The 24,496-nt window shown below is 74.8% G+C and carries 20 protein-coding genes; 5 read left to right on the forward strand and 15 right to left on the reverse strand.

Annotation, left to right across the window (positions count from 1 at the left end):
• Positions 1–186 precede the first annotated feature (186 nt).
• The gene (locus C5N14_RS15625; protein ID WP_117668975.1) at positions 187–489 is read right to left on the reverse strand and encodes a hypothetical protein; all 303 of its coding nucleotides are present in this window, start codon (positions 487–489) and stop codon (positions 187–189) included.
• Positions 486–884, reverse strand: a complete 399-nt coding sequence (locus C5N14_RS33170; protein WP_243639647.1) for a hypothetical protein — start codon at positions 882–884, stop codon at positions 486–488. The genes C5N14_RS15625 and C5N14_RS33170 overlap by 4 nt, the downstream gene beginning before the upstream one ends.
• 80 nt (positions 885–964) lie before the next feature.
• Between C5N14_RS33170 and C5N14_RS15635 the strand changes: the two genes are divergently transcribed.
• On the forward strand, positions 965–1,180 hold the full coding sequence (locus C5N14_RS15635) for an AlpA family transcriptional regulator (protein ID WP_243639649.1): 216 nt from the start codon (positions 965–967) through the stop codon (positions 1,178–1,180).
• A gap of 55 nt (positions 1,181–1,235) precedes the next feature.
• Here the strand turns inward: C5N14_RS15635 and C5N14_RS15640 are convergent, their stop codons facing one another.
• Positions 1,236–1,640 carry a hypothetical protein gene (locus C5N14_RS15640; RefSeq protein WP_117668827.1) on the reverse strand — a complete coding sequence of 135 codons (405 nt, stop codon included), beginning with the start codon at positions 1,638–1,640 and terminating at the stop codon, positions 1,236–1,238.
• Between the two features lie 47 nt (positions 1,641–1,687).
• Positions 1,688–1,948, reverse strand: a complete 261-nt coding sequence (locus C5N14_RS31770; protein ID WP_128763589.1) for a hypothetical protein — start codon at positions 1,946–1,948, stop codon at positions 1,688–1,690.
• 146 nt (positions 1,949–2,094) lie between these two features.
• Here C5N14_RS31770 and C5N14_RS15645 point away from each other — a divergent pair, with 146 nt between their 5' ends.
• Positions 2,095–2,763, forward strand: coding sequence for a hypothetical protein (locus C5N14_RS15645; RefSeq protein WP_117668828.1), 669 nt, complete (start codon positions 2,095–2,097; stop codon positions 2,761–2,763).
• Between the two features lie 198 nt (positions 2,764–2,961).
• Here the strand turns inward: C5N14_RS15645 and C5N14_RS15650 are convergent, their stop codons facing one another.
• Together C5N14_RS15650 and C5N14_RS15655 are read right to left on the reverse strand one after the other, a co-directional pair.
• Positions 2,962–3,366 (reverse strand): hypothetical protein, encoded by a 405-nt coding sequence (locus tag C5N14_RS15650; protein ID WP_117668976.1) that lies wholly within the window; start codon positions 3,364–3,366, stop codon positions 2,962–2,964.
• Between the two features lie 229 nt (positions 3,367–3,595).
• On the reverse strand, positions 3,596–4,504 hold the full coding sequence (locus tag C5N14_RS15655; protein WP_165878128.1) for a LysR family transcriptional regulator: 909 nt from the start codon (positions 4,502–4,504) through the stop codon (positions 3,596–3,598).
• A 189-nt stretch (positions 4,505–4,693) separates the two neighbouring features.
• On the opposite strand from C5N14_RS15655, the gene C5N14_RS15660 reads away from it, so the two are divergent.
• The gene (locus tag C5N14_RS15660; RefSeq protein ID WP_117668829.1) at positions 4,694–5,650 is read left to right on the forward strand and encodes an FAD-dependent oxidoreductase; all 957 of its coding nucleotides are present in this window, start codon (positions 4,694–4,696) and stop codon (positions 5,648–5,650) included.
• 28 nt (positions 5,651–5,678) lie between these two features.
• Here C5N14_RS15660 and C5N14_RS15665 read toward each other — a convergent pair whose 3' ends face one another.
• The 3 genes from C5N14_RS15665 to C5N14_RS15675 form a co-directional block, all read right to left on the reverse strand.
• Positions 5,679–6,518 carry a hypothetical protein gene (locus C5N14_RS15665; RefSeq protein WP_117668830.1) on the reverse strand — a complete coding sequence of 280 codons (840 nt, stop codon included), beginning with the start codon at positions 6,516–6,518 and terminating at the stop codon, positions 5,679–5,681.
• A gap of 3 nt (positions 6,519–6,521) precedes the next feature.
• Positions 6,522–9,095, reverse strand: coding sequence for an FtsK/SpoIIIE domain-containing protein (locus C5N14_RS15670; RefSeq protein ID WP_117668831.1), 2,574 nt, complete (start codon positions 9,093–9,095; stop codon positions 6,522–6,524).
• 214 nt (positions 9,096–9,309) lie between these two features.
• The gene (locus tag C5N14_RS15675; RefSeq protein ID WP_117668832.1) at positions 9,310–10,122 is read right to left on the reverse strand and encodes an SGNH/GDSL hydrolase family protein; all 813 of its coding nucleotides are present in this window, start codon (positions 10,120–10,122) and stop codon (positions 9,310–9,312) included.
• A 199-nt stretch (positions 10,123–10,321) separates the two neighbouring features.
• Here C5N14_RS15675 and C5N14_RS15680 point away from each other — a divergent pair, with 199 nt between their 5' ends.
• Complete coding sequence (locus tag C5N14_RS15680) at positions 10,322–11,866, forward strand: M1 family metallopeptidase (protein WP_117668833.1); 1,545 nt, start codon at positions 10,322–10,324, stop codon at positions 11,864–11,866.
• A gap of 727 nt (positions 11,867–12,593) precedes the next feature.
• On the opposite strand, the gene C5N14_RS15690 is transcribed toward C5N14_RS15680, so the two are convergent.
• Positions 12,594–14,102 carry a glutamate synthase subunit beta gene (locus tag C5N14_RS15690; RefSeq protein WP_117668835.1) on the reverse strand — a complete coding sequence of 503 codons (1,509 nt, stop codon included), beginning with the start codon at positions 14,100–14,102 and terminating at the stop codon, positions 12,594–12,596.
• A complete protein-coding gene (gltB, locus tag C5N14_RS15695; protein ID WP_117668836.1) occupies positions 14,095–18,822 on the reverse strand; it encodes a glutamate synthase large subunit in 4,728 nt (1,575 codons plus the stop codon). The genes C5N14_RS15690 and gltB overlap by 8 nt, the downstream gene beginning before the upstream one ends.
• Positions 18,823–18,967: 145 nt before the next feature.
• Between gltB and C5N14_RS15700 the strand changes: the two genes are divergently transcribed.
• Entirely contained in the window at positions 18,968–19,819 is an 852-nt protein-coding gene (locus C5N14_RS15700; protein WP_117668837.1) for a GNAT family N-acetyltransferase, read from the forward strand.
• A 70-nt stretch (positions 19,820–19,889) separates the two neighbouring features.
• Here C5N14_RS15700 and C5N14_RS15705 read toward each other — a convergent pair whose 3' ends face one another.
• The 4 genes from C5N14_RS15705 to trpB form a co-directional block, all read right to left on the reverse strand.
• Positions 19,890–21,077 (reverse strand): NAD(P)/FAD-dependent oxidoreductase, encoded by a 1,188-nt coding sequence (locus C5N14_RS15705; protein WP_117668838.1) that lies wholly within the window; start codon positions 21,075–21,077, stop codon positions 19,890–19,892.
• A 16-nt stretch (positions 21,078–21,093) separates the two neighbouring features.
• Entirely contained in the window at positions 21,094–22,257 is a 1,164-nt protein-coding gene (lgt, locus tag C5N14_RS15710) for a prolipoprotein diacylglyceryl transferase (protein ID WP_117668839.1), read from the reverse strand.
• Between the two features lie 161 nt (positions 22,258–22,418).
• Positions 22,419–23,222 carry a tryptophan synthase subunit alpha gene (trpA, locus tag C5N14_RS15715; RefSeq protein WP_117668840.1) on the reverse strand — a complete coding sequence of 268 codons (804 nt, stop codon included), beginning with the start codon at positions 23,220–23,222 and terminating at the stop codon, positions 22,419–22,421.
• A 4-nt stretch (positions 23,223–23,226) separates the two neighbouring features.
• A complete protein-coding gene (trpB, locus tag C5N14_RS15720; protein WP_117668841.1) occupies positions 23,227–24,462 on the reverse strand; it encodes a tryptophan synthase subunit beta in 1,236 nt (411 codons plus the stop codon).
• Between the last annotated feature and the right edge of the window lie 34 nt (positions 24,463–24,496).

Consider the following 24,496-nt stretch of genomic DNA (forward strand, 5'->3'; position numbering starts at 1 on the left):
GGGATAATCAATGTCGGAGCACGTTACCCCTGCCGATTGGATCTCGCTACCAGGAATCCGCCTAAGCGGCGTGACCGACGTCAAGCCGACAAAGTGCGCCCTGGGACTTCCACGGAAAGTGAAACGGCCTCGCCATCATCCGATCGACAAAGGGCGCTTCCAGCGAGCGGAAGAATGCACGCGGAACTATGAGTCCGATGCCACCCTCCCGGGGGTCGGCCGTCGGGGCCGGCGCGCTCGGCGGTCGACCGGGGTCGATTCCACTGCGGTGGGGGCCAGCACTTGAAGCCCGGCCTTCTGGACGAAGATCGACCGTCGCGCCGCCGCGTCACCCTTGGCGTTGAACTGGTACCCGTCGAGCCAGATCCAGCCGTCGTAGGTGATCCAGTCCGCGTGCACGCGGATCAGCCGGAAGAAGATCGGCCGTGCGAACTGAGGGCTCGCCGCCCGGGTCACGTGCAGGAGCGCCCCCGCCCAGAAGTCGATCATCTCAGCCAGCCGAGGAAGCGGCGGTGGAGCGTCCCCGCCGGGGCCCAGCTCATGTCCTGGCTGGCGGACACGTAGTACGAGCCCATGTAGAGCGCCAGGGCGATCGGCGAGGCCGCGTACTCCTGGAGCAGTTCGTGCCGGCGGGTGGCGCAGGGCCAGGGGCGGCGCAGCCGGCGCAGAGCCAGACGGGCAGGACGGGACCGTGCGCGGTCACTGGCCTCACCCGGCCAGTGCCCGCGCTTGATCGGGATCTTGTGTTTGTGCCGGCAGGGCAGCTCGTTGCCGCACTTGCAGACGTACCGCCACCTGATCCACGACCACACCGGCTTGTGCCGGCGGGCCAGGGTCATCGCCGTGGCGAGCAGATACTCCTTGTAGGACACTCTTCGCGGCATTCAGCCACGATCCCGGTAGGACAACGAGTCAATTGGCAATAGCCAATCGGATAGTAGTCATCTAACTACGTTCGGCTTTCATGGACCGTGGCCCGGGGTTCCTGATGGGGCCCTACGAGATCGCAGAGCGTCTGGGCGTCTCGCGGCAGCGGTTCCAGCAGCTCTCCCGGTACCCCACCTTCCCGAAGCCCTACCAGGAGCTACGCGGCATGAAGGTGTGGCTGGCCGGGGACGTCGAAGAGTGGATCAAGAAGCACCGCCAACCGCGCCCGACCGAGGACGACACCCCGGGCTGACCGGCCAGCCGGGCACGGCCGACGCGCTGCCAGGACGTGGCGGTAGACGTGTGACTCAGGCCGGAAAGCGGATAACGGGCAGGTCGGCACCATCCCCGTACACCTTTGCTTCGCCGGTCAGCACGCAGGCATCGTGCTCCAGTACCGCCATCACCACAGCCGCAAGGTCGACTCGGCCCGTGAAGTTCCGCCAGTACGCCAACTCCTGCCAGTCCTCCCCCCAGGTCGACAGCACCGCGCAGGCCGAACGCTCCAGCAGCCGGTGCAGCATGGCCCGGTCAGCCGGGTCGTCAGCGACGGCCAGCACCTCGGCGACAACAATGGCCGGCACCCCGAAGCGAACGCCATCCTGAGCCACCTCGTGGATGGGCTCGGCGACATCCATGGAGCCGGCCAGGTAGGCCAACAGCGCAGACCGGTCCAGCACGAGCCGCACCGGTGGCAGGTCGGGCTCAGTCATGCCGCAGGGGCCTGCTTCCCGGTCTCGCCGAGCATCTCCTGCGCCGCTCAGCGAGACCGCTCACGCAAGGCAGCCCGGCGACCTGGAGTCCATTCCTGCTCCACCCGGGCGCGCAGCGCCCTGGCGCGAGCGCGCCCCTCGGCGGTGACGGTCATGCCACGCCGGACGAGTTCGGCGTCCAGATCCTCGGCGCGCATCCGGTCGCGGATGGCACTGACGACGTACGCGCTGGCACGAACTCCTCCCGCTTGCCGGCAGAGACCTTCGAGAATCCGCGATTCTCGACGTCCACAGTCGACGGTGAACACGACAGGATATGAAGAGCCGCCAATGTTCGCCGACCACAGGCGTATCGGATATCCGACAGATATTCGCGAGAACTATCGACGATCTTCATCCGTTGATGGGTCAAGATTCTTCGCGATCAGAGTCGACCGACACGACCGGGAGAGCCATGCGGGACAGCGTCCTCAGTACCGCCGACGAGGTGTTGGAACGGCTCGAAGAGGAGATCGCGTTCCTGGCGGAGGGCCTGGCCGGCGTGTCCGGCCAACTGCACGACCTGACCTTCGCGCTCGACGGCCTCCTCGCCGGCCACGACCACGAACAGGTGAGGAACGCGACCGACCAGGTCGTCGCGATCCTGGGCGAGCAGGTGCGCAGGGACCTCACCGCGCTGGCCGGCCTCGGCGCGATCCGCCACGGCCATCCCCCGGCCCACGACGACGACGTCACCGCGTCCGTCCCGGCCCTGGCCGTCGAGGCGTTGGCCGCCGCCCCCGAGGAGGACGAGGCCGACGAGCCCGAGGCGGCCCGGATCGCCAACCTCAGGGATCGGCTCGCCACCACGGCGGAGCACCTGCGGCGGCTGCTGGCCTTCGCCGCCGGCCGGTTCGACCTCGCCCGGACGGCGGCGGAACGCGGCGACGCCGACCGGGCCCTGGACGGCCTCCGGCTGGCCCGGGAGGCCACCGGGTGCGCGCCGGACGGTTACCACCTCTGGGCGCGGTGCCTGGTCGAGCTGGCCGAGGCGAGCCCCGAGAGCCTGGGCGACCTCGGTCAGCGGCTGCGGGACGTCGCGGAGTTCCGGGACACCGCCCGCAGCCCCGATGCTGGGCGCTGACCCTCCGCCCAACCCGACCTCGGCCGATCCGCCGGCCACGCGCCGCCGCCGGAGGAGGCGTCGTCGCAGGTCGGGCAGGTGCCTGGCCGGACCGGGCGGCCCCCGCCCCGGCACGGCCAAGGCGCGGCGTCCGGCTCGACTCGACCGGCTCACCCGGCACCGGCCCAGGGCGACCCTGGCCAGGGCGACACCGCAGGCTCAGCCCGGGTGGATCCGCGCGAGCACGGCGCGCAGCTCCGCCTCCGGCACCCGCTCCGGGTCGGCCAGCACGTCGACCGCGACCCCGGGCTCGACCAGCCGGAACGCCTCGCCGTCGCCGACCAGGCCGGTGACGTCGCCGTCCACGAACTCGGTCGGCCGCCACTGCGCCGCGTCCCGCTCGTGGTAGCCGGCGAGGAAGTCGCGCAGCTCGTCGAGGGTGCCCAGCCCGCCGCCGCGCAGGACGTGCACCCGCAGGTCGACCCGGTAGCCCTCCTCGACCTGCCGCTCCCACACCCGGGTACGGAAGCGCACGTCCTCCCACTCGCTGGCGAAATCGGACACCTCCGCGCCGATTCCCGCCGGCACGTACCCGATGACGAACCCGTCCAGCTCCCCGCTCACCGGCACCTCCCCGTCGCCCGACCCAGCCCGCCGCCGAGTCCTGGATACCTATCGTCCACAGCAGACGAGTATCGGCCAAGGTCCACGAGTGCCGAAACGAGATGCGGTATGTCGTGGCTTCGGCGCGGCTCGAAGGCGCGACATGCCGCACCCCGAGTCGATCTACGCCCGAGTCGATCATGGAGGTCCGGTCGTCGAGCGCGTCCGGACCCTCGATCCCGGCCCCGGGTCAGTCGTCGTCGAGGAGGGCGAGGAGGCGGTGGACGGCCGGGTTCGTGGTGTCGCGGGGCCAGGCCAGCCGCACGTCCACGGTCGGGGTCGGCGCGGTGAACCGGCGCAGCCGTACCCCCGGCACCTTCAGCGCGCGGGCGCGGCCGGCCGGCACCGCCGCGACCACGTCTCCCCCGGCCACGGCGCGCAGCAGTTGCTCGTCGTCCGGCTCGTGCCGGACGAGGCGGAAGCCGCCGTACGGCCAGACCTGGGCGATGGTCCGGTCGAACATGCCGGGGCCGTTCTCGCGTGGCCACATCACCGCGGGCAGGTCGACCACCTCGGCCCGGCTGATCCGGCGGCGGCCGGCGGCCAGCGGATGCCCGGCCGGCAGGGCGAGCAGCAACTCCTCGGTGTCGACGAGCCGGCACCGCAGGCCCGGCTCCTCGACCGGTGTGCGGACGAACGCCGCGTCGAGCCGGCCGGTGAGCAGGCCGGCGACGTTCGGCGCGGTCCAGGCGGTCTCGGCGACCACCTCCACGTCGGGGTGGGCGGCGCGGAACCGGGCCACCAGCGCGTCCACCCGGCCGCCGCGGGCCGAGCGGGTGTACGCCAGCCGGAGCCGGCCGTCCCGGCCCCGCACCAGGTCACGGATGCGGGCGGTGCCGGCGTCGACGTCGGCGAGCAGCCGGCCGGCCTCGGCGGCGACCCGCTGCCCCACCTCGGTCAGGACACAGCCCCGGCTGGTGCGGTGCACGAGCGGGACGCCGAGCTGGCGTTCCAGGGCCCGGATCTGCTGGCTGAGCGCCGGCTGGGCGACGTGCAGGCGGGCGGCGGCCCGGGTGAAGTGCAGTTCCTCGGCGAGCACCGCGAAGTACCGCAGCCGGCGCAGGTCCCACCAGGGGTCCCGGGTCGCGGAGTCGGGCATGTCCGCCATCATAAGCGCCGCTTATCGCCCGCTGCCGTTTCCGTCTTGGACGGCGCACCGTTCACCCGGGCACGATCCGAAGCCACGGCATGACGCTGCGGCACGACAGCCACGGCACGACGGCCGTGGACGACCGGCAGCGAACGACAGCCACGGCACCACGGCCGTGGACGACCGGAGGGAGCGGCGATGACGGAGACGACGGACGTGGTGGTGGTCGGCGGCGGGGTGATCGGGCTGACGGCCGCCGTCGCGCTCCAGGAGCGGGGCGCGCGGGTGACGGTGTGGACCGCGGACGACCCGGCCGACACCGTGTCGGCGGTGGCCGCCGCGGTCTGGTTCCCCAGCCACACGGAGGAGGATCCCCGGGTGCTGCGCTGGGCCCGGGAGACCCACGCGGAACTGGGCCGCCAGGCGGTCGGCGGGGTGCCGGGGGTGGTGGCCCGGCCGACCCGGATGCTGCTGCGGCACCGCTACGCCGGCCCACCCTGGTGGGCGGACGCGACCGGGGACCTGGTGGCCGAGCCGGCCGCCGAGCCGTACACGACGCTGCTGCGGTTCACCGCGCCGATGGTGGAGATGACGCCGTACCTGGCGTGGCTGACCGAGCGGGTCGAGGCGGGCGGGGGGCGGGTGCGGCGCCGCCGGGTGCAGCGGCTGGACGAGGCCTTCGAGGCAGCGCCCATCGTGGTGAACGCGACCGGGCTGGCGGCCGGCTGGCTCGCCGCCGACCCGGCCGTGCATCCGGTGCGCGGGCACCTGGTGTTGGTGGCGAACCCGGGCCTGACCACCTCGGTACGCGACGAAGACGCCCCGGCCGGGATCACCTACGTGCACCCGCGCCGGCACGACGTGGTGCTCGGCGGCACGTTCCAGCCGGGGGTGTGGGACACCCGGCCCGACCCGGAGACGGCGGCGGCGATCCGGCGCCGCTGCGTGGCGCTGGTGCCGGAACTGGCCGACGCGCCGGTGCTCGGCGAGCGGATCGGGCTGCGGCCGGCCCGGCACGGCGGTCCCCGGGTGGAGATGCAGCCGGCCGGGCCGGTCGGCGGCCGGCTGGTGCACGCATACGGGCACGGCGGCGCCGGCGTCACCCTCTCCTGGGGCTGCGCCGCCGAGGTCGCCCGCCTGGCCCTGGACGGCTGATCCGGCCGGTGGGCCGACGGGCCGGCGGTCAGCGCACCAGGCGGAACAGCAGCAGGTAGCCGCAGTAGGCGAGGGGCACGAGCAGCACGCAGGTGACGAAGCCGAGCGGGACGAACCGGGGCGGCTGGTCCGAGCCCAGCGCCGGCCGCCCCCACCGGCCCAGCACCAGGTACCCGGCGACGAAGGAGAGCACCGGCAGCCCGGCGCAGGTGGCGGCGTAGAGGGCGCCGAGGCCCACCACCGCCAGGTCGGCGGCCACCACCATGATCAGCATCAGCACCACCCCGGCCGCCGCGCAACCGGTGTACACGGCCAGCGCCCGGGCCAGCGGCGACCAGGTCGGCAGCAGCGGCGGTTGCCGGGCGACGGCCTCGGTGACCTGGACCAGCCGGTCGGTCTCGTCGGCGAGCCGCCGGGCCTCGGCCAGCTCCGCGGCCGGGTCGGCGACCGCGGCGCGGGGTGTGGGCACCCCGGCCGCCGCCGGCAGCGCCACCACCGCCCCGCCCGGGGCACCCGATGGGTACGCCCCGACGCCCGGCCGCCCCGGCGCGGCGGCTGCGCCGCCGTCGGGCACCGCCCCCGCCCCGGAGGTCCCGCCGGACGACGTCGCCCCGGGGGTGCTGCTTCCGGGGGTGGTCGTCCCGGAGCGGTCTCCCCCGGCGGCGGGTGGCGGGTCGGCGGGCAGGCCGATGGCGTGGCCGAGCTGGCCGAGGCGGTGGGACTGGACGGCGAGGCGCCGGGTGAGCTGGTCGAGCGTGGCGTGCATGGCGCGACGGCGGCCGGCCTCGGCGGCGGCGTCCTGGTCGGTCTCGCGGCGCTGGTCGGCGAGCTGTCGGGCCAGGGCGGCGTACTCGGAGAAGGTGGACACCGCTCAGTGCTCCTCGTCCCGCTCGTGCCCGGCCCGCGCGAACGGCACGATCAGCCGGGTGCGCTGGTCGTGCCGGTCCACCAGCAGCGCCCGGTCGGCGCGCGGGGTGTGGGCGAGGTCGTGCTCGCCCAGGTGCAGCCCCAGCTCCGCGCCGGGGACGTTCAGCGCGACGAGGCAGGCGGCGTCGTCGCGGTGGTGCGACCCGCCGAGGTCGTCGGCGAGCCGGCGCAGCCCACGCCACCAGCCGAGCAGGTGCACGCCGCGGGCGGGGCCCTCGCGCAGCAGGGCGCGCAGGTCGTCGTGGCCGGAGCGGAAGGTGACCGGGTCGGTGCCGGCGAGGGTTGCCGACGCCGCGTCCGCGCCGAACAGCACCAGGTAGGTCCGGCCGGCGGGCGGGACGGCGGTCGCGGGCGGGGTGGCGGCCGGCGGAACGGTCGCGGGCGGGGTGGCGGCGAGGGCGGCGAGCCGGTCCCGCAGGGCGGCCTGGTCGAGCCGCTCGACCGGGTGACCGGTGGCGGCGAGCGCGGCGGCGGTCTCGTCGGCCGCCGGGCCGGCTGCGGCGACCAGCGGGGCGAGCAGGAACCGGGCGTCGCCGGGGGCGTGCTGCCGGGCGAGGCTGAGGGCGGCGGCCCGTAGCACGTCCGCGCCGGCGGTCGCGGTGCCGACCACCGCCAGGTGCCGGCCCGGGGTGGCGTCCAGGGTGAACGACGCCGTGCTGCCGGCCACGTCGACCGTGCGGCCGACCAGGGCGACCGGGGGCCCGGCACCGGGGCGCAGCCCGGCGAAGGTGGGGTCGTCCTCCAGCCGCGCGGCCTCGTAACCCCGGAAGACGGCCGGGGGGCCGTCGCCGGCCGGCCGGTCCCGCCACAGCTCGTGGCGCAGCCGGGCCAGGTCGGCGCGGGCGGCGTACGCGTCGGGGAACCGGACCACGGTGTCGGCGCCAGCCGCGCCCGCGGCGGTGTTGAGCACGGCCGCGCCGATCGGCAGCGCGTTGGCGGCGCCGTTGAGCGGGTCGAGCGCCCCCGCGCCGCCAGGCAGCGCCACCCGCAGCGGGAACTGCCCGAAGATCGCCTCGGCGCGCCCGTACAGCGACTCGATGCCGGTGGTGGCCTGGCTGGCCAGCACCAGGTGCACCCCGTACGAGCGGCCCTTGCGGGCCAGCTCCTCCAGCAGGTCGACGGCCTCCCGGGCCACGGCGTCGGTGCCGGCCAGCAGCACCTGGAACTCGTCGACGACCGCCACGATCCGGGGCACCGCCGCGTCGCCGGGCAGGTCGGCGAGCTTGGTGACGCCGTGCCGCTTGAGCACGGTGGCCCGCCGGTTCAGTTCCCGGCGCAGCTCGCGCAGCACGGCGAGGCCGTACTCCCGGTCGGACTCGATGCCGACGGCGCGGGCGTGCGGCAGCCAGGACGGGTCCCGCTCGGTGGGGACGAACTCGGTGAAGCTGACCCCCTCCTTGAAGTCGAGCAGCCAGAGCTGGAGCTGCGCCGGTGAGTAGCGGGCGGCCAGCCCGTAGAGGACGTCGAGCAGGAAGACGGTCTTGCCGGCGCCGGTGCGCCCGGCGACCAGCCAGTGCGGGGTGGCGTCGTCGAAGGCGACGGTGACCGGCTGCCGCCCGGCCAGGCCGACCACGGTGGACAGCCCGGCGGCGCTCGACTCGGTCCAGCGGCGGGCGGGCAGCAGGTCGGCGAAGGTGGGCGGGGTGTCGCGGCGTACGGCCGGGCCGAGGTGCCCGGCGAGGGCGGCCACGGTGGCCGGCGGCAGGTCCCCGTCGAGCACGACGGGGGCGGCCAGCCCGGAGCCGTCGGCGCTGAACGGGTGCTCGGGCGGGTCGCCGACGTGGGCGTACCGCTGCATCAGCCGCAGCGCGGTGGCCGCGCCCAGCGGCGGCGGTTCGGCCGCGCCGGCCTGCGGGTGGCCGGCGAGCAGCACGCAGACCGCGGCGGACGGGCCGGCGTGGGTGAGCGCGGCGAGCCGGGCCAGCTCCGGGGGCGGGGGCGCGGCGGCGGCGACCAGCACCAGCAACTCCCGGGCGGACGGGGCGGCGTGCTGCGCCGCCCGGGCGTGCCGCTCGGCCTCGTCGAGCAGCGCGGCGACCTCGGCGGCGGTGGTGGCGGCCGGGGCGAGCACCCCGGCGTCGAGCAGCGGGCGCAGCGGCAGGAAGGTGGCCCCGAAGGCCACCGTGTCGATCCCGGCGACCCGGACCGTGCCGGCCGGGGCGGTGGCCAGCAGCCGCAGCACCAGCGCGCGCAGCAGCTCGCCGACGCGGGGGTCGCGGGCGTCGGCGTCGACGGTGAGGTGGCAGCCGCCGCCGAGTGGGACGAGCACCGGGAAGCCACCGTCCAGGGTGGTCGCCTCGCCGACCCGGACGCCGACGGGCGTCTCGGTCAGCGGGGTCGCGCCGGGGCTGGGGGCGGCGAGCCGCCTGCCGAGGCCGGCCAGCCGGGCGACGACCTCGGCGGCGCCGGTGACGGCCGCCGGCGGCGCGCCGAGGGCCAGCCGGGCCCGGTCCAGCCGGTCGCGGGCCTGCCGGTGCGCGGTGACCGCCCGGCCGTACGCCGCCGCGAGCCTGCCCACCCTCTGCCTCCCACGCAACGGCCGTCCGGTCCAGCGAACCCTAACGGACGCGCGGCGGCATCGGACAGTCCCGCAGGCCGGGCGTCGGCGCCGAGCCGTCGGCGTGGGTGATGGTCCCGTTGGCGTGACCGGCGTCGCCGGCGTGGCCGGCGGTCCAGGGGTGGACCGCCGGCCACCGGCGCTTCGTGGGGTGCGGCGTTCCGGGCGGCCCGGGTCAGCCGGTGACGGCGGTCAGCGCGGGCAGGTAGCCGTAGCGGTAGCCGTCGGCGTTCGGGTGGTACGCCTCGATGACGCCGCTGACGTCACGGATCCACGGCGCGGCGGCGCAGACGCCGTGCCCGGCGAAGTACGGGCGGGTGTCGGCGAAGGTGGCCCCGGCCGCGGCGGCCCGGCCGGCGGTCACCGAGGCCAGCAGGTCGGCGGCCTCGTTGAGGATGGTGCGCTTGTAGGTGCTCATCGCCAGCAGCCCGCACGATCCCGTCTCGAACAGGCGCGGGTAGCCGAGCACGATCAGCCGGGCGTTCGGGGCCCGGTCGCGGATCGCGGCGTAGGTGCGGTCGAGCCGGCCGGGCAGCTCGCCGGTGGCGAAGACCTTCGCCTCGTTCACCGCGTCCGTGCAGCTACTGGTGCTGCCGAACCGGCAGCTCGTGATGACGTCGGCGAAGCCGGCGTCGTTGCCGCCGATGGTGATGGTGACCAGGGTGGTGCCGGTGCTCAACGCGTTCACCTGGCTGCCGATGACGTCGGCGGTGACCGCGCCGCCGCAGGCCGGGAACGTGAAGCTGGCCACCTGGTTGGCGGCGGCCCAGAGCGGGGCGTACGACTTCTCGCTGCGCAGGCAGGTGGACTGGTCGTACGGGCCCGCGCCGACGCCGGAGGAGTACGAGTCGCCCAGGGCCACGTAGTTGACGCCCGCGGCGGCGTGGGCGGTGGCGTGGGCGGCGCCGGGGACGGCCGCCGCCCCGACGGCGGCGGTGAGGACGGCGACCAGCGCGGTCAGGGCGCGGGCCAGCGGGCGTTGGGGCATGGGGAACCTCCACGGGGCAGGGGTGGTGGATCCTCGGAACCGCGCGCGTGGCCAAGGGTGGTGGTTGTTACTGGGCGGTAATGATATCGAAATATTCACATTAATGGAATAGGCCGCGGAATCCGCGCGCGGAACACACATGTTCACAACCGTCGATTAGGTTGATCGGGCGTACACCTCGACGGAGGGAGTCCACCTCGTGCGACGCGTTCTCGCGGCGGCCATCGCCGCCCTGACCGTCACCACCGCCGGCACGGCCGCGACCGCCGACCCCGGCCAGGCCGCCGCCCGATCGGGCTGGGGCCGCCCGGCCCTCGCCCCCGCCGCGCCGACCCCCGGCGACCCCGGCCTGGGCGACAGCTACTTCCCCGACTACGGCAACGGTGGCTACGACGTCGACCACTACGACATCCGGCTGCGCTACGAGCCGGCCACCGACCAGCTCAGCGGCACCACCACCATCCTGGCCCGGGCCACCCAGGACCTGTCCCGGTTCAACCTGGACTTCCTGCTCGACGTCGAGTCGGTGCGGGTCAACGGCTTCTCGGCCACCTTCGCCCGGGAGGGCGTCCACGAGTTGGCGATCACCGCACCCCGTCCGATCGTCAGGGGCCAGTCCCTGACCATCGTGGTCAAGTACGCCGGCGTGCCGTCGGAGACCCTGGTCAACGGCTACAGCGGCTGGACCCGCACGGCCGACGGCGGGCTCGCCGTGAACGAGCCCGAGTCGGCCTGGTGGTGGTACCCGAGCAACGACCACCCCCTCGACAAGGCGAACTGGGACGTGTCGGTGTCGGTGCCGGCCGGCGTCGAGGTGCTCAGCAACGGCGTGCAGCCGCGCCCGCCGCTGGCCGAGGCGGGCAACCGGATGCGGTGGAGCTGGCGCAGCACCAGTCCCGGCGCGACGTACGAGTCGTTCCTGGCCGTCGGCCAGTACGACATCGTCACCGACACCGCCCCCAACGGGCAGCCGGTGGTCAACGCGTACAGCACCAGCCTGGGTGCCCTCGGTCCGGCGGCGCGGGCCAGCATCGAGCGGACCGCCGAGATCGTCGACTGGGAGAGCACGATCTTCGGGCCGTACCCGTTCGAGGCGCAGGGCGGGGTGGCCGGGCCGGTCGACGGCATCGGCTTCGCCCTGGAGACGCAGACCCGCCCGGTGTACGGACCGGGCTTCTGGCGGCGCGGGTCGAACACCTACGTGGTCGTCCACGAGAACGCCCACCAGTGGTTCGGCGCCTCGGTCTCGGTGGCGGACTGGCGGCACATCTGGCTGAACGAGGGCTTCGCCTCGTACGCCGAGTGGCTCTGGTCGGAGGAGCAGGGCGAGGGCACCGCGCAGGAGCTGTTCGACTTCACCTACGCCACCTACCCGGCCGACGACGAGTTCTGGCAGGTCACGCCCGGCGACCCGGGCGCCGACAACGTCTTCGACGGGGCGGTCTACGACCGGGGCGCGATGGCCCTGCACCAGCTCCGGCTGGCCGTCGGCGACGATGCCTTCTTCCGGATCCTGCCGCAGTGGACCGCCGCCCACCGGCACGGCAACGGCACGGTCGAGCAGTTCCAGGCCCTCGCCGAGCAGGTCTCCGGCCAGGACCTGAACGCGGTGTTCACCACCTGGCTGTTCACGAAGGGCCGCCCGGAGCTGTCCGACTCGGCCGCCGCCCGCACCGCCACCGCGCCGGCCGAACCGAAGTCGTGGGCCAGGCTCCGCGAGTCCCACCGGCTCCTCGCCCACTGACCCATCCACCGACCTTCCTGTCCGCCGACCTTCCTGTCCGCCAACCTCTCCCATCCGCCCAGTGACACATGGGCACGGGGCGTCCGCCGACGGTCGGCGGACGCCCCGTGCCGCCTTTGGAGCTGATGTCGCGGACGACTCAGCCGTGCTCGGGCCGCATCGCGACGCCCGCCGGGCCAGCCCTTCCGGGGCCAGCCCTTCCGGGACCGGGCCTTCCGGAGCCGGGCCTTCCGGAGCCGGGCCGCGCCGCCAAGGCGGTGGCGACGCCGCCAAGACAGTGGGCACGCCGCAGTGGCCACAACGCCGCACGATGGCCACACCGCCAGCCAGTGGCCACACCGCCAGCACAGTGGCCACACCGCCAAGCAATGGCCACGCCATGAAGAGGCTGGCCACACCGACGGGGCGGTTTGGCAGGCGTCGGGGCGGGGGCCGGGGTGGTGAGTGGGGCGGTGCCGAGCCGCCCGAGTCGCTGACGACATCAGCTCCAAAGCGCTGAGGAGGGGTCAGTCCCGCGCCGGCCACCGGCCCGGCCCGCACGGCGGCCGGCGGGCCGGGGACACGAGGGTCCAGGCCCGCCGGCCGTCACGGCGCTCGCGAGATCGGCGGCTCGACGCGGTCCAACACCTCCACGCAGTCCAACACCGCGACGCAGTCCAACACCGCGACGCAGTCCAACACCTCGACGCGGTCCAATGCCTCGGCGCGGTCCAACGCCTCGGCGCGGTCAGCGGGCGGCGAGGGGCTGCCGCGCCGGGTCGACCGGGGCGGGCAGTTCGCCCACCCCGCCGAGGTACGCGTGGATCGCGGCGGCTGCCGCGCGCCCCTCGGCGATCGCCCAGACGATCAGCGACGCGCCCCGGTGCATGTCCCCGGCGACGAAGACGCCGTCGGCGTCGGTCTGCCAGTCCGGCCGGGCGTCGATCGCGCCCCGGGCGTTGCGGGCGACCCCGAACTGCTCCAGCAGCGGCTGCCGCTCGGTGCCCTCGAAGCCGATCGCCAGCAGCACCAGGTCCGCCGGGAGTTCCCGCTCGGAGCCGGGCAGCGGGGTGACGATCCGGCGGCCGTCGCGCTTCTCGACGGTCACCTCGGCGATCCGGACGGACTTCACCTGGCCGGTGCCGTCGTCGACGAACTCCTGCACGGCGGCGGCGAACACCCGGTCGCCGCCCTCCTCGTGCGCCGGGTAGTTGCGCAGGATCCACGGCCAGGTCGGCCACGGGTCCCGGCCGGCGTCGCGGGAGTGCGGCGGCTCCGGGTACAGGTCGAGCTGGTGCACCCCGGCCGCGCCCTGGCGGTGGGCCACGCCGAGGCAGTCCGCGGCGGTGTCGCCGCCGCCGATGATCACGACGTGCTTGCCGGCCGCGTCGATCGGGGTGCCGTCGGGCAGCACCGCGAGGGCCGGTCGGCCGCCGCCGGCCGCCGCGACCACCCGGTTCGCCGCGACCAGGTGCGTCATCGCCTGGTGTACGCCGCGCAGTTCCCGCCCCGGGGTCTCGGGGGTGTCCCGGCCCTGGAGCGCGCCGCAGGCGAGCAGCACCGCGTCGTGCGCCTCGCGCAGCTGCTCGGCGGTCACGTCGACGCCGACGTTCACCCCGGTGCGGAACCGGACGCCCTCGGCCGCCAACTGGGCGATCCGCCGGTCGATGTGCTGCTTCTCCAGCTTGAAGTCGGGGATGCCGTACCGGAGCAGGCCGCCGATCGCGTCGTCGCGCTCGTACACCGTGACGGCGTGGCCGGCGCGGGCCAGTTGCTGGGCGGCGGCCAGGCCGGCGGGACCAGAGCCGACCACGGCGACCGAGCGACCGGTCGGGGCCCCCGCCGGGCGGGGATCCAGCCCGCCCCGGGCCACCGCGGCGTCGGCGATCTCCACCTCGACCTGCTTGATGGTGACCGGGGCGCCGCCGCCGATGCCGAGGACGCAGGCGGCCTCGCACGGCGCCGGGCAGAGCCGGCCGGTGAACTCGGGGAAGTTGTTGGTGGCGTGCAGCGAGTCCACCGCGGCGTCCCAGCTACCGGTCCGGACCAGGTCGTTCCAGTCCGGGATGCGGTTGCCCAGCGGGCAGCCATCGTGGCAGAACGGGATGCCGCAGTCCATGCACCGGGTGGCCTGCTCGCGGACGAGTTCCTCGCCGGCCGGCGGATACACCTCCCGCCAGTCGCTGATCCGCACCGGCACCGGCCGGCGCGCGGGCAGCCGCCGGTTGTAGCGCAGGAAACCGTTCGGGTCAGGCACGAGCCACCTCCTGGGCGACCGCCCGCGGGGCGGGCGGCATGGACGCATCGGAAGGCGCCGACGGCGTCGCCGGGGCGGCTGACGCCGCCAATGCGCTCATCACCGCGTCGTCGACGTCACGGCCGGCGGCTTCGGCGGCCCGCATGATCTCCAGCACCCGGCGGTAGTCCCGGGGCACCACGGCGGTGAACTCCTCCACCGCCTCCGGCCAGCGCTTCAGCAGCGCCTCGGCGACCGCCGAGCCGGTCTCGGCGAAGTGCCGGTGCACCAGCTCGTGCAGCCGGTCCCGCTCCTCGTCGCGCAGCGGCGACAGGTCGACCAGCTCCGCGTTGACCCGACGCCGGTCGAGGTTCCAGACGAAGGCGGTGCCGCCGGACATGCCGGCGGCGAAGTTGCGCCCGGTCTCGCCGAGCACCACCACCGTGCCGCCGGTCATGTACTCGCAGCCGTGGTCGCCGACGCCCTCGACGACCGCCACCGCGCCGGAGTTGCGCACCGCGAACCGCTCGCCGACCCGGCCGCGCAGGAAGACCTCGCCCGCGGTGGCCCCGTACAGGATGGTGTTACCGGCGATGATCTGGTCCTCGGCGCGCTCACCCGGCCTGGCCTCGCCCTCGACGAACGGCGCGGCGGCGTCCGGTCGGACGACGATCCGACCGCCGGACAGGCCCTTGGCGACGTAGTCGTTGGCGTCGCCGTGCAAACGCAGGGTGACCCCGCTGGGCAGGAACGCGCCGAACGACTGCCCGGCGGTGCCGCGCAGCAGGAACTCGATGGTGTCGGCGGGCAGGCCGGCCCCGCCGAAGCGGCGGGTGACCTCGCCGCCGAGCATCGCGCCGACGCTGCGGTGCTCGTTGCGCACCGCCACCTCGACCCGCACCGGCGTGCCGTCGGTGAGCGCCGGCCCGGCGAGGGCGACCAGCTCGTTGTCCAGCGCCAGCTCCAGGCCGTGGTCCTGGGCCCGGACGCCGCGCCGGGCGGCGTCGGCCGGCAGCTCCGGCAGGTGCAGGACGCGACCGAGGTCGAGGCCGTGGGCCTTCCAGTGGTCGACGGCCGGTACGACGTCGAGCACCTCGGTGCGCCCGATCGCCTCGGAGATCGACCGGAAGCCCAGCTCGGCGAGGTACCCGCGGACCTCCTCGGCGAGGAAGAGGAAGAAGTTCTCCACGAACTCCGGCCGGCCGGTGAACCGCTCACGCAGCACCGGGTTCTGGGTGGCGATGCCGACCGGGCAGGTGTCCAGGTGGCAGACCCGCATCATCACGCAGCCCTCGACGATCAGCGGGGCGGTGGCGAAGCCGAACTCCTCGGCGCCGAGCAGCGCCGCGACCAGCACGTCCCGGCCAGTCTTGAGCTGGCCGTCGACCTGCACGGTGACCCGGTCGCGGAGCTTGTTGAGCAGCAGGGTCTGCTGCGCCTCGGCCAGCCCCAGCTCCCAGGGGGTGCCGGCGTGCTTGAGCGAGTTCAGCGGGGACGCGCCGGTGCCGCCGTCGTGGCCGGAGATCAGGATGACGTCGGCCTTGAGCTTGGCCACCCCGGCCGCGACGGTGCCGACGCCGACCTCGCTGACCAGCTTGACGTGCACCCGGGCGGCCGGGTTGACGCACTTGAGGTCGTGGACGAGCTGGGCCAGGTCCTCGATCGAGTAGATGTCGTGGTGCGGCGGCGGGGAGATCAGGCCGACGCCCGGGGTGGCGTGCCGGGTCCGGGCGATCCACGGCCAGACCTTGTTGCCGGGGAGCTGGCCGCCCTCGCCGGGCTTGGCGCCCTGGGCCATCTTGATCTGGAGGTCGTCGGCGTTGACCAGGTATTCGCTGGTCACGCCGAACCGGCCACTGGCGATCTGCTTCACCGCGGAGCGGCGCTGCGGGTCGTGCAGGCGCTCGACGTCCTCGCCGCCCTCGCCGGTGTTGGACTTGCCGCCGAGGCGGTTCATCGCGATGGCGAGGGTCTCGTGCGCCTCGGCCGAGATCGACCCGTACGACATGGCGCCGGTGGCGAACCGCCTGACGATCTCGGTGGCCGGCTCGACCTCCTCCAGCGGCACCGGCGGGCGGACGCCGGTGCGCAGGGTGAACAGGCCGCGCAGCGAGCCGGCCTTGGCGGCCAGCTCGTCGACCTTGGCCGTGTACTGGCGGAAGACGTCGTACTGGCGGCTGCGGGTGGCGTGCTGGAGCAGGAAGACCGTCTCCGGGTTGAACAGGTGCAGCTCGCCCTCGCGGCGCCACTGGTACTCGCCGCCGACCTCCAGCCGGTCGGTGGCCACCGCGCCGGGCGCCGGCCAGGCCAGCGCGTGCCGGGCGGCCACCTCGGCGTGGATGCCGTGCAGGTCGACGCCGCCGATCGTGCTCGGGGTGCCCCGGAAGTACCGCTCGACGAGGCGGGTGTCCAGACCGACGGCCTCGAACACCTGCGCCCCGCAGTACGACGAGACGGTCGAGATGCCCATCTTCGACATGATCTTCAGGACGCCCTTGCCGAGCCCCTTGACGTAGTTGCGCACCGCCTTCGCCGCCAGCTTCGATGGCGACTCGTCCGGCTCGGCCGGCTCGACTCGGGTCATCACCCCGGTGGCGATCATGTCCTCGACCGACTCGAAGGCCAGGTACGGGTTCACGGCGGCGGCACCGTACCCGATCAGCACGGCCGCGTGGTGCACCTCGCGGCAGTCGCCGGACTCGACGATCAGCGCCACCTGGGTGCGGGTCTGCTCGCGGACCAGGTGCTGGTGCACGGCGGCGGTGAGCAGCAGCGACGGGATCGGGGCCAGGTCGGCGTTGGAGTCCCGGTCGGAGAGCACCAGGATGCGCACGCCGTCCTCGATCGCCTCGGAGACGTGCCGGCAGATCTCGGTGAGCCGGGCCTTGATGCCGGCCCCGCCGTCGCGGATCCGGTACAGCCCAGAGACCCGCACGGCCTTGAAGCCGGGCAGGTCGCCGTCCTCGTCGATGGAGAGGATCTTGGCCAGCTCGTCGTTGTCGATCACCGGGTAGGGCAGCACGATCTGCCGGCAGCTCGCCGGGCCCGGGTCGAGCAGGTTGGCCTCCGCGCCGATGGTGTGCTGGAGGCTGGTCACCAGCTCCTCGCGGATGGCGTCCAGCGGCGGGTTGGTGACCTGGGCGAAAAGCTGGTGGAAGTAGTCGTAGAGCAGCCGGGGCCGGGTGGACAGCGGGGCGATCGGGGTGTCGGTGCCCATCGAGCCGAGCGGCTCGGCGCCGGTACGGGCCATCGGCGCGAGGAGGATCTTCAGCTCCTCCTCGGTGTACCCGAAGGTCTGCTGGCGGCGGCGCACCGAGTCGTGGGTGTAGACGATGTGCTCGCGCGGCGGCAGGTCGGTCAGGTCGATCAGCCCGGCGTGCAGCCACTCGTCGTACGGCTGCGCGGCGGCCAGCTCCGTCTTGATCTCGTCGTCGGAGACGATCCGGCCGGCGACGGTGTCGACCAGGAACATCCTGCCCGGCTGGAGCCGCCCCTTGGCGACCACGGTGGCCGGGTCGAGGTCGAGCACGCCGGCCTCGCTGCCGAGCACCACCAGCCCGTCGGAGGTGCGCCACCAGCGGCCCGGGCGCAGGCCGTTGCGGTCCAGCACCGCCCCGACGATCTCGCCGTCGGTGAACGCGACCGACGCCGGCCCGTCCCACGGCTCCATCAGGCTGGCGTGGAACCGGTAGAAGGCGCGCTTGTCGGCGCGCATGTCCGGGTCGTTCTCCCACGCCTCCGGGATCATCATCAGCACCGCGTGCGGCAGGCTGCGCCCGGCCAGGTGCAGCAGCTCCAGTACCTCGTCGAAGTTCGCCGAGTCGGAGGCGGCGGGGGTGCAGACCGGGAAGACCCGGCGGATGTTGCCCGGGATGTTCGGGCTGCGCAGCAGCGCCTCGCGGGCCTGCATCCAGTTGCGGTTGCCGCGGATCGTGTTGATCTCGCCGTTGTGGGCGATGATCCGGTAGGGGTGGGCCAGCGGCCACGACGGGAACGTGTTGGTGGAGAACCGGGAGTGCACCAGCGCGATGGCGCTGTCGACCCGCTCGTCGGTCAGGTCGGGGAAGAACTCGGGGAGCTGGTCGGGGGTGAGCATCCCCTTGAACACCATGGTCCGGCCGGACAGCGACGGGAAGTACGCCGGCACGCCCCGCTCGGCGCTCTCCCGCTCGGCCTGCTTGCGCACGCAGAACGCCACCCGGTCCAGGTCGAGGCCGGACAGCGGGGAGCCGGCCGGGCCGGCCGGGGTGTCGGTGAGCCGGCGCGCGGCGAGGAAGACCTGCCGGACCCGGGGCATCGCCGCGAGCGCGGTCTCGCCGAGGCCGCTCGGGTCGGTCGGCACGTCCCGCCAGCCCAGGATCTCCGCGCCCTCGACCAGGGCGTACTTCTCCAGCACCCGGCGGGCGCGGGCCTCGCCGGCGTCGTCGGTCGGCAGGAAGACCAGGCCGGTGGCGTACTCGCCGGCGGGCGGCAGCGGGAAGTCGACCACCGCGCGCAGGTACGCGTCCGGCACCTGGATCATGATGCCGGCGCCGTCGCCGGTGTTGTGCTCCGCGCCTCGGGCGCCCCGGTGGTCCAGCCGGAGCAGGGCGCCGAGACCGTTGGCCACGACCGCGTGGGAGCGCCGGCCGTAGAGGTCCGCAACGAAGGCCACCCCGCACGCGTCGTGCTCGTGCGCGGGGTCGTAGAGCCCGGTCGCGCGTGGGGCCGACTGCTGGCGGGGAGGGTACGGAAAGGCCACCGGGGCTCCTGTCGTCACTCAGGTTGGATCATGGTCGGGACGACGTCGGCCCTTATGGGTCTATTGAGTCTACGTTAGGGGTTGCGGCGCAAGGCCAGTTCAGATTGATCACACTTCCAGATGCTGGGAAGGATAGTCTCGCGCGGTGGATCACGTACGCGCTGAGACGACTGGGACGTTCGACCGGCTGGAGCACTTCTACGACGCGGTGCCCCGGGACTCCGCCCGGCCGGAGGAGTACGGCCCGCTGGTGCTGTTCGTCCGGGAAGGGGCGGGTTGGCCGTTCTACGCACGGCCCCGGCTGGACGCCACCGAGCCGCCCTCGCTGGCCGACGTGAGCGCCGTGCGGGAGCGGCAGCGGGAGCTGGGCCTGCCGGAGGCGTTCGAGTGGGTGCACGAGCGCAACCCGGACCTGCTGGCGGTGGCCCGCTCGGCGGGGCTGGCCGTGCTGGAGGCCCCGCTGATGGTGCTCGACCCGGCCGCGCTGGCCGCCCCCGGGGAGTTCACCGACGTACCGGTGCGGCTGCTGGACCCGGCCGCGCCCGGCTTCGCCGCCGACGTGGCCGCCCGGCGGGCGGTCGCCGCGGTCGGGTTCTCCGCCGCCGGCACCGCCCGGGGTACGGCCGGCCCGGCGCAGCGGGACGCCGCGGTCACCGAGCTGGACGTGGCGACGCTGGACGAGGAGCGGGCCCGCGTCGCCGACGGCGGCCGGCTGTCCGCGCTCGCCGGGACGCCCGCCGACGGGCCGCTGGCCAGCGGGATGGCGATGCGGGTCGGCGAGGTGGCCGAGATCGCCGGGGTCGCCACCCTGCCGGCGGCCCGCCGCCGGGGCCTCGGCGCGGCGGTCACCGCCGCCCTCGCCCGGGCGCTGCTGGACGCCGGCACCGACCTGGTGTTCCTCTCCGCCGGCAGCGAGGAGATCGCCCGGGTCTACGTCCGGGTCGGCTTCCGCCGGGTCGGCACCGCCTGCGTCGCGGAGCCCGCCGCGCTCATCTGAGCCCGCCCCACCGCCCGGTTCCCGGCACGCCGACCGGGACGGGCCCCGGCCGGCCGGGCGGGTCCGCCGGTCAGGCCGGGGGGCGCCACTGGGCGGCGACGGAGGCCGCGGTGGACAGCAGGCGGGGGCTGATGGTGCCCAGGGCGGCGTCCCGGGCCCGCAGGGCGAGCCGGCCCCGGGCCTGGAGCACCGCCGACATCCGCCGGGTCTGCCGGACCACGGTCGCCGCCCGGGGCCGACGCAGCCGGTCGTACGTGGCGACGGCGTCCGGAAGCCGGGCCTCGCGCAGCAGCGAGGCGAGGGTGGCGGCGTCCTCGAAGGCGAGGCAGGCGCCCTGGCCCAGGTGCGGGGGCATGGCGTGGGCGGCGTCACCCAGCAGCACCACCCCGCCCGGCCCGGCCGGGAAGCCGTACGCGCGGGGCAGCGGGCGCAGCTCGCGGATCTCCTGCTGGACCACGTCGGCCGGGTCGGTGGCGTCGAGCAGCTCGCCGATCGGGGCGGGCCAGCCGGCGTACCAGCGGCGGAGCAGCGCGAGCTGGGTCTGCGGGGGCTCCGGCCGGGGCGCGCCGGCCGCGGTGGCCACCCAGTAGATGCCGCCCCGGCTCGACCCGCCGGACGAACCGCGCTCGCCCAGCGAGGCGGCCACGAACCGGTATCCGGCGCCCAGCGTCTCCCCGCCGACCGGCTGGTCGGCGGGCAGCCGGGGCGCCCGGTACCAGGGGATGACCGCCCGCCACGCGGCGCAGCCGGAGCTGACCACCCCCGACTCCGGGGCCAACTGCCGGCGGATCTCGCTGTCGGTGCCGTCCGCCCCGACCACCAGGTCGGCCTCGAAGCGCTGCCGGCCGTCGCCGACCGAGGGCCGCTCACCGGACTCGGCCCGGACCGTGCGCACCGCCACGCCGGTACGCAGCTCCACCCGCTCGCCGAGGCCCGCGATCAGCGCGTCGTGCAGGTCCTCCCGGTGCACCACCACCGGCATCCGGTCGGCCGGGGTGGGGCGGGGCTGCACCAGCCAGTGCCCGTCGGGCCGGCGGATACCACCGTCGGGCAGCGGGGTGGCGATCGCGTCCAGGCCCGCGCCGAGGCCGAGGGCGCGCAGCGCGCGTACCCCGTTGGGCCAGAGCACGAGGGCCGTCGGGTCCGGGCGGACCCGGTCGGCGCGCTCCAGGAGGGTGACCTGCCACCCGGACCGGGCGAGCGCGCCGGCGACCGCGAGGCCACCGATCCCGGCCCCGACCACCACCGCGGTACGCATGCCGCCCCTCCCCCGCTCAGCTCTCCCGGTCGGTGGCGCGGGGGCCGGTCGTGCCGGCCCGCTCGTCGCCCGGCGACACGTCGGCTGGCGCGTCGCGGTCGGCTGGCGCGTCGTTCCCGGCCGCCCCGGGATCCGGCGCGGCGGCGTCCGCGGTCGGGTCGGGACCGTCGGGGACGACCCCGGTGTCCCGGTACTCGCGGAACTGTTCCTCGCCCACCACCCGGTACCCCTCCGGGGCGGTGGCCTGCGCGCCGGCCTCGCGCTCGGACAGGTCGACCTGGGAGACGTCGCCGCCGCCGGCCGGGGCGGGGGCGGGCCCGCCGATCGGAACCAGGTACTCCCGGGGGCCACGGACCCGCAGGAAGTAGATCAGCGCGCCGACGAAGACCAGGGCGGCCGTGAAGACGTTGAGCCGGACACCGAGGATGTGGGTGGCCTCGTCGGTGCGCATCAGCTCGATCCAGAACCGGCCGGCGGTGTAGCCCATCACGTAGAGCGCGAACGCCCGCCCCTTGCCCAGGCGCAGCTTCCGGTCCAGGACGAGGACCAGGGCGGCGACGCCGATGTTCCACAGCGCCTCGTAGAGGAAGGTCGGGTGGTACAGCCCGGGCAGCAGCACCGGCTCGCCGTCCACGACCTTCGCGTGACCGGGGTTGCTCGGGTCCATGTCGTGCACCCGCAGCCCCCAGGGCAGGGTCGTCCGGCCGCCGTACAGCTCGTTGTTGAACCAGTTGCCGAACCGGCCGATGGCCTGGGCCAGCGGCAGCCCCGGGGCGAGCGCGTCGGCCACCACGGCGAACGGGATACCGAGCTGGCGGGCGGCGATCCAGGCGCCGAGCGCCCCGCCGGCCACCGCGCCCCAGATGCCCAGGCCGCCCTCCCAGATGGCGAACGCCTTGAGCGGCTCACCGCCGGCGCCGAAGTACTTCTCCGGTGAGGTGATCACGTGGTAGATCCGGGCGCCGATGATGCCGGTCGGCACCGCCCAGACGGCGATGTCGAGCACCGCACCGGGGGCGACGCCGCGCTGGCGCAGCCGGCGCTCGGTGACCACGCAGGCCACCACGATGCCGGCGATGATGCAGAGCGCGTACGCCCGCAGCGGCAGCGGGCCGAGCTGCCAGACGGCCGTGCTGGGGCTCGGCAGGGCCGCCTGGGGGATCGTCGAGGCGAGGGTCACGGGTGCACACGCTACCGCTGCGCACCGCCGCAGCGGCACCCCGGTCGGGTGAACCGGCGCGGCTCGTCGGCCCGACGACCCGCGACGTACGGCGGTCGCCCGTTTCCACCGCCCCGCGCCAGCGGTGCGGCAGGCCGCGGCGGCGCCCGGCAGCCGGGCGGTCAGCGACGCGGGTCGCGCACCCCGTCGGCGAGTTCGGCGCTCAGGGTGCGCAGGGCGGCCAGGCCGGCGGCCGGGTCGGGCGCGTCGAGCAGGCAGCGGACCAGCGCGCTGCCGACGATCACCCCGTCGGCGTACCCGGCGACCGTGCCGGCCTGCGCGCCGGTGCCGACGCCGAGCCCCACGCCGACCGGCAGGTCGGTGACCTCGCGCACCCGGGAGACCAGGACGGGGGCCGCGTCGGAGGTCTGCGAACGGGCGCCGGTGACCCCCATGATCGCGGTGGCGTAGACGAAGCCCCGGCAGTGCTCCACGGTCATCCTCAGCCGCGCGTCGGTGGACGACGGGGAGACCAGGAAGGTGCGGTCCAGCCCGTGCGCGTCCGAGGCGGCCAGCCACTCGTCGGCCTCGTCCGGGATCAGGTCGGGGGTGATCAGGCCGGTGCCGCCGGCCGCGGCCAGGTCCCGGGCGAACGCGTCGACGCCGTACTGCTCGATCGGGTTCCAGTAGGTCATGGTGACCACCGGGGCGCCGGTGGCCGCGACCGCCTCGACGATGCGCAGCGTGTCGGCGGTGCGGACGCCGCCGGTCAGGGCGATGTCGCTGGCCTTCTGGATCACCGGGCCGTCCATCACCGGGTCGGAGTACGGGATCTCCACCTCGATGACGTCCACCCCTGCGGCGACCATGGCGGTCATCGCGGCGATGCTGCCCTCGACGGTGGGGAACCCGGCCGGCATGCAGCCGACCAGCACCGCCCGCCCGTCGGCCCGGGCCTTGTCGAACGCCACCCCGATCCGGCTCACGTTCTCACTGCTCCTTGTCGAGGATGCCGAAGTACTCGCCGGCGGTGTGCACGTCCTTGTCGCCCCGGCCGGAGAGGTTGACCACGACGACCGGCTCCCGGCCCAGCTCGGCGGCGAGCCCCGGGGCGATCTTCAGCGCGCCGGCGAGCGCGTGCGCGCTCTCGATCGCCGGGATGATCCCCTCGGTGCGGCAGAGCAGCTCGAACGCGGCCATCGCCTCGCGGTCGGTCACCGGCGTGTACGTCGCCCGGCCGCTGTCGTGCAGCCACGCGTGCTCCGGGCCGACGCCCGGGTAGTCCAGGCCGGCCGAGATCGAGTGCGACTCGATGGTCTGCCCGTCGGCGTTCTGGAGCACGTACGTGCGGGCGCCGTGCAGCACACCGGAGGAGCCGCCGGTGATGCTGGCCGCGTGCCGCCCGCTCTCCATGCCCTCGCCGCCGGCCTCGAAGCCGTACAGCCGCACGCCGGGGTCGCCGACGAAGGCGTGGAAGATGCCCAGCGCGTTGGAGCCCCCGCCGACGCAGGCCGCGACCGCGTCCGGCAGCGCGCCGGTCAGGTCGAGGCACTGCTGGCGGGCCTCCTCGCCGATGCCCCGGACGAAGTCCCGGACCATCTCGGGGAACGGGTGCGGGCCGGCGGCGGTGCCGATCAGGTAGTGGGTGTCGTCGACGTTGGCGACCCAGTCCCGCATCGCCTCGTTCATCGCGTCCTTGAGGGTGCGCGAACCGGTGGTGACCGGGACGACGGTGGCGCCGAGCATCCGCATCCGGGCCACGTTGAGCGCCTGCCGCCGCGTGTCCACCTCGCCCATGTAGACCACGCAGTCGAGGTCGAACAGGGCGGCGGCGGTCGCGGTGGCCACGCCGTGCTGGCCGGCGCCGGTCTCGGCGATCACCCGCCGCTTGCCCATCCGCTTGGTCAGCAGCGCCTGGCCGAGGACGTTGCGCACCTTGTGCGCCCCGGTGTGGTTGAGGTCCTCCCGCTTGAGCAGCACCCGGGCGCCGATCTTCGCGGAGAACCGCTTCGCCGGGTAGAGCAGCGAGGGGGTGCCGGCGTAGCCGCGCAGCAGCGCGTCGAACTCGGCACGGAACGACTCGTCGCCCATCGCCTTGCGGTACGCCGCGTCGAGCTCGTCGAGCGCCGCGACGAGCGCCTCCGGGACGAACCGGCCGCCGAACCGGCCGAAGTGACCGGCGGCGTCGGGGACCTGGCCGGCCGGGGCCGGGGCGTTGGCGCTCATCGCGGTGTCCTCTCGCTGCTGCTTCTCGCCCCCG

Source organism: Micromonospora sp. MW-13, from assembly GCF_003434305.1.
Lineage (GTDB): Bacteria > Actinomycetota > Actinomycetes > Mycobacteriales > Micromonosporaceae > Micromonospora.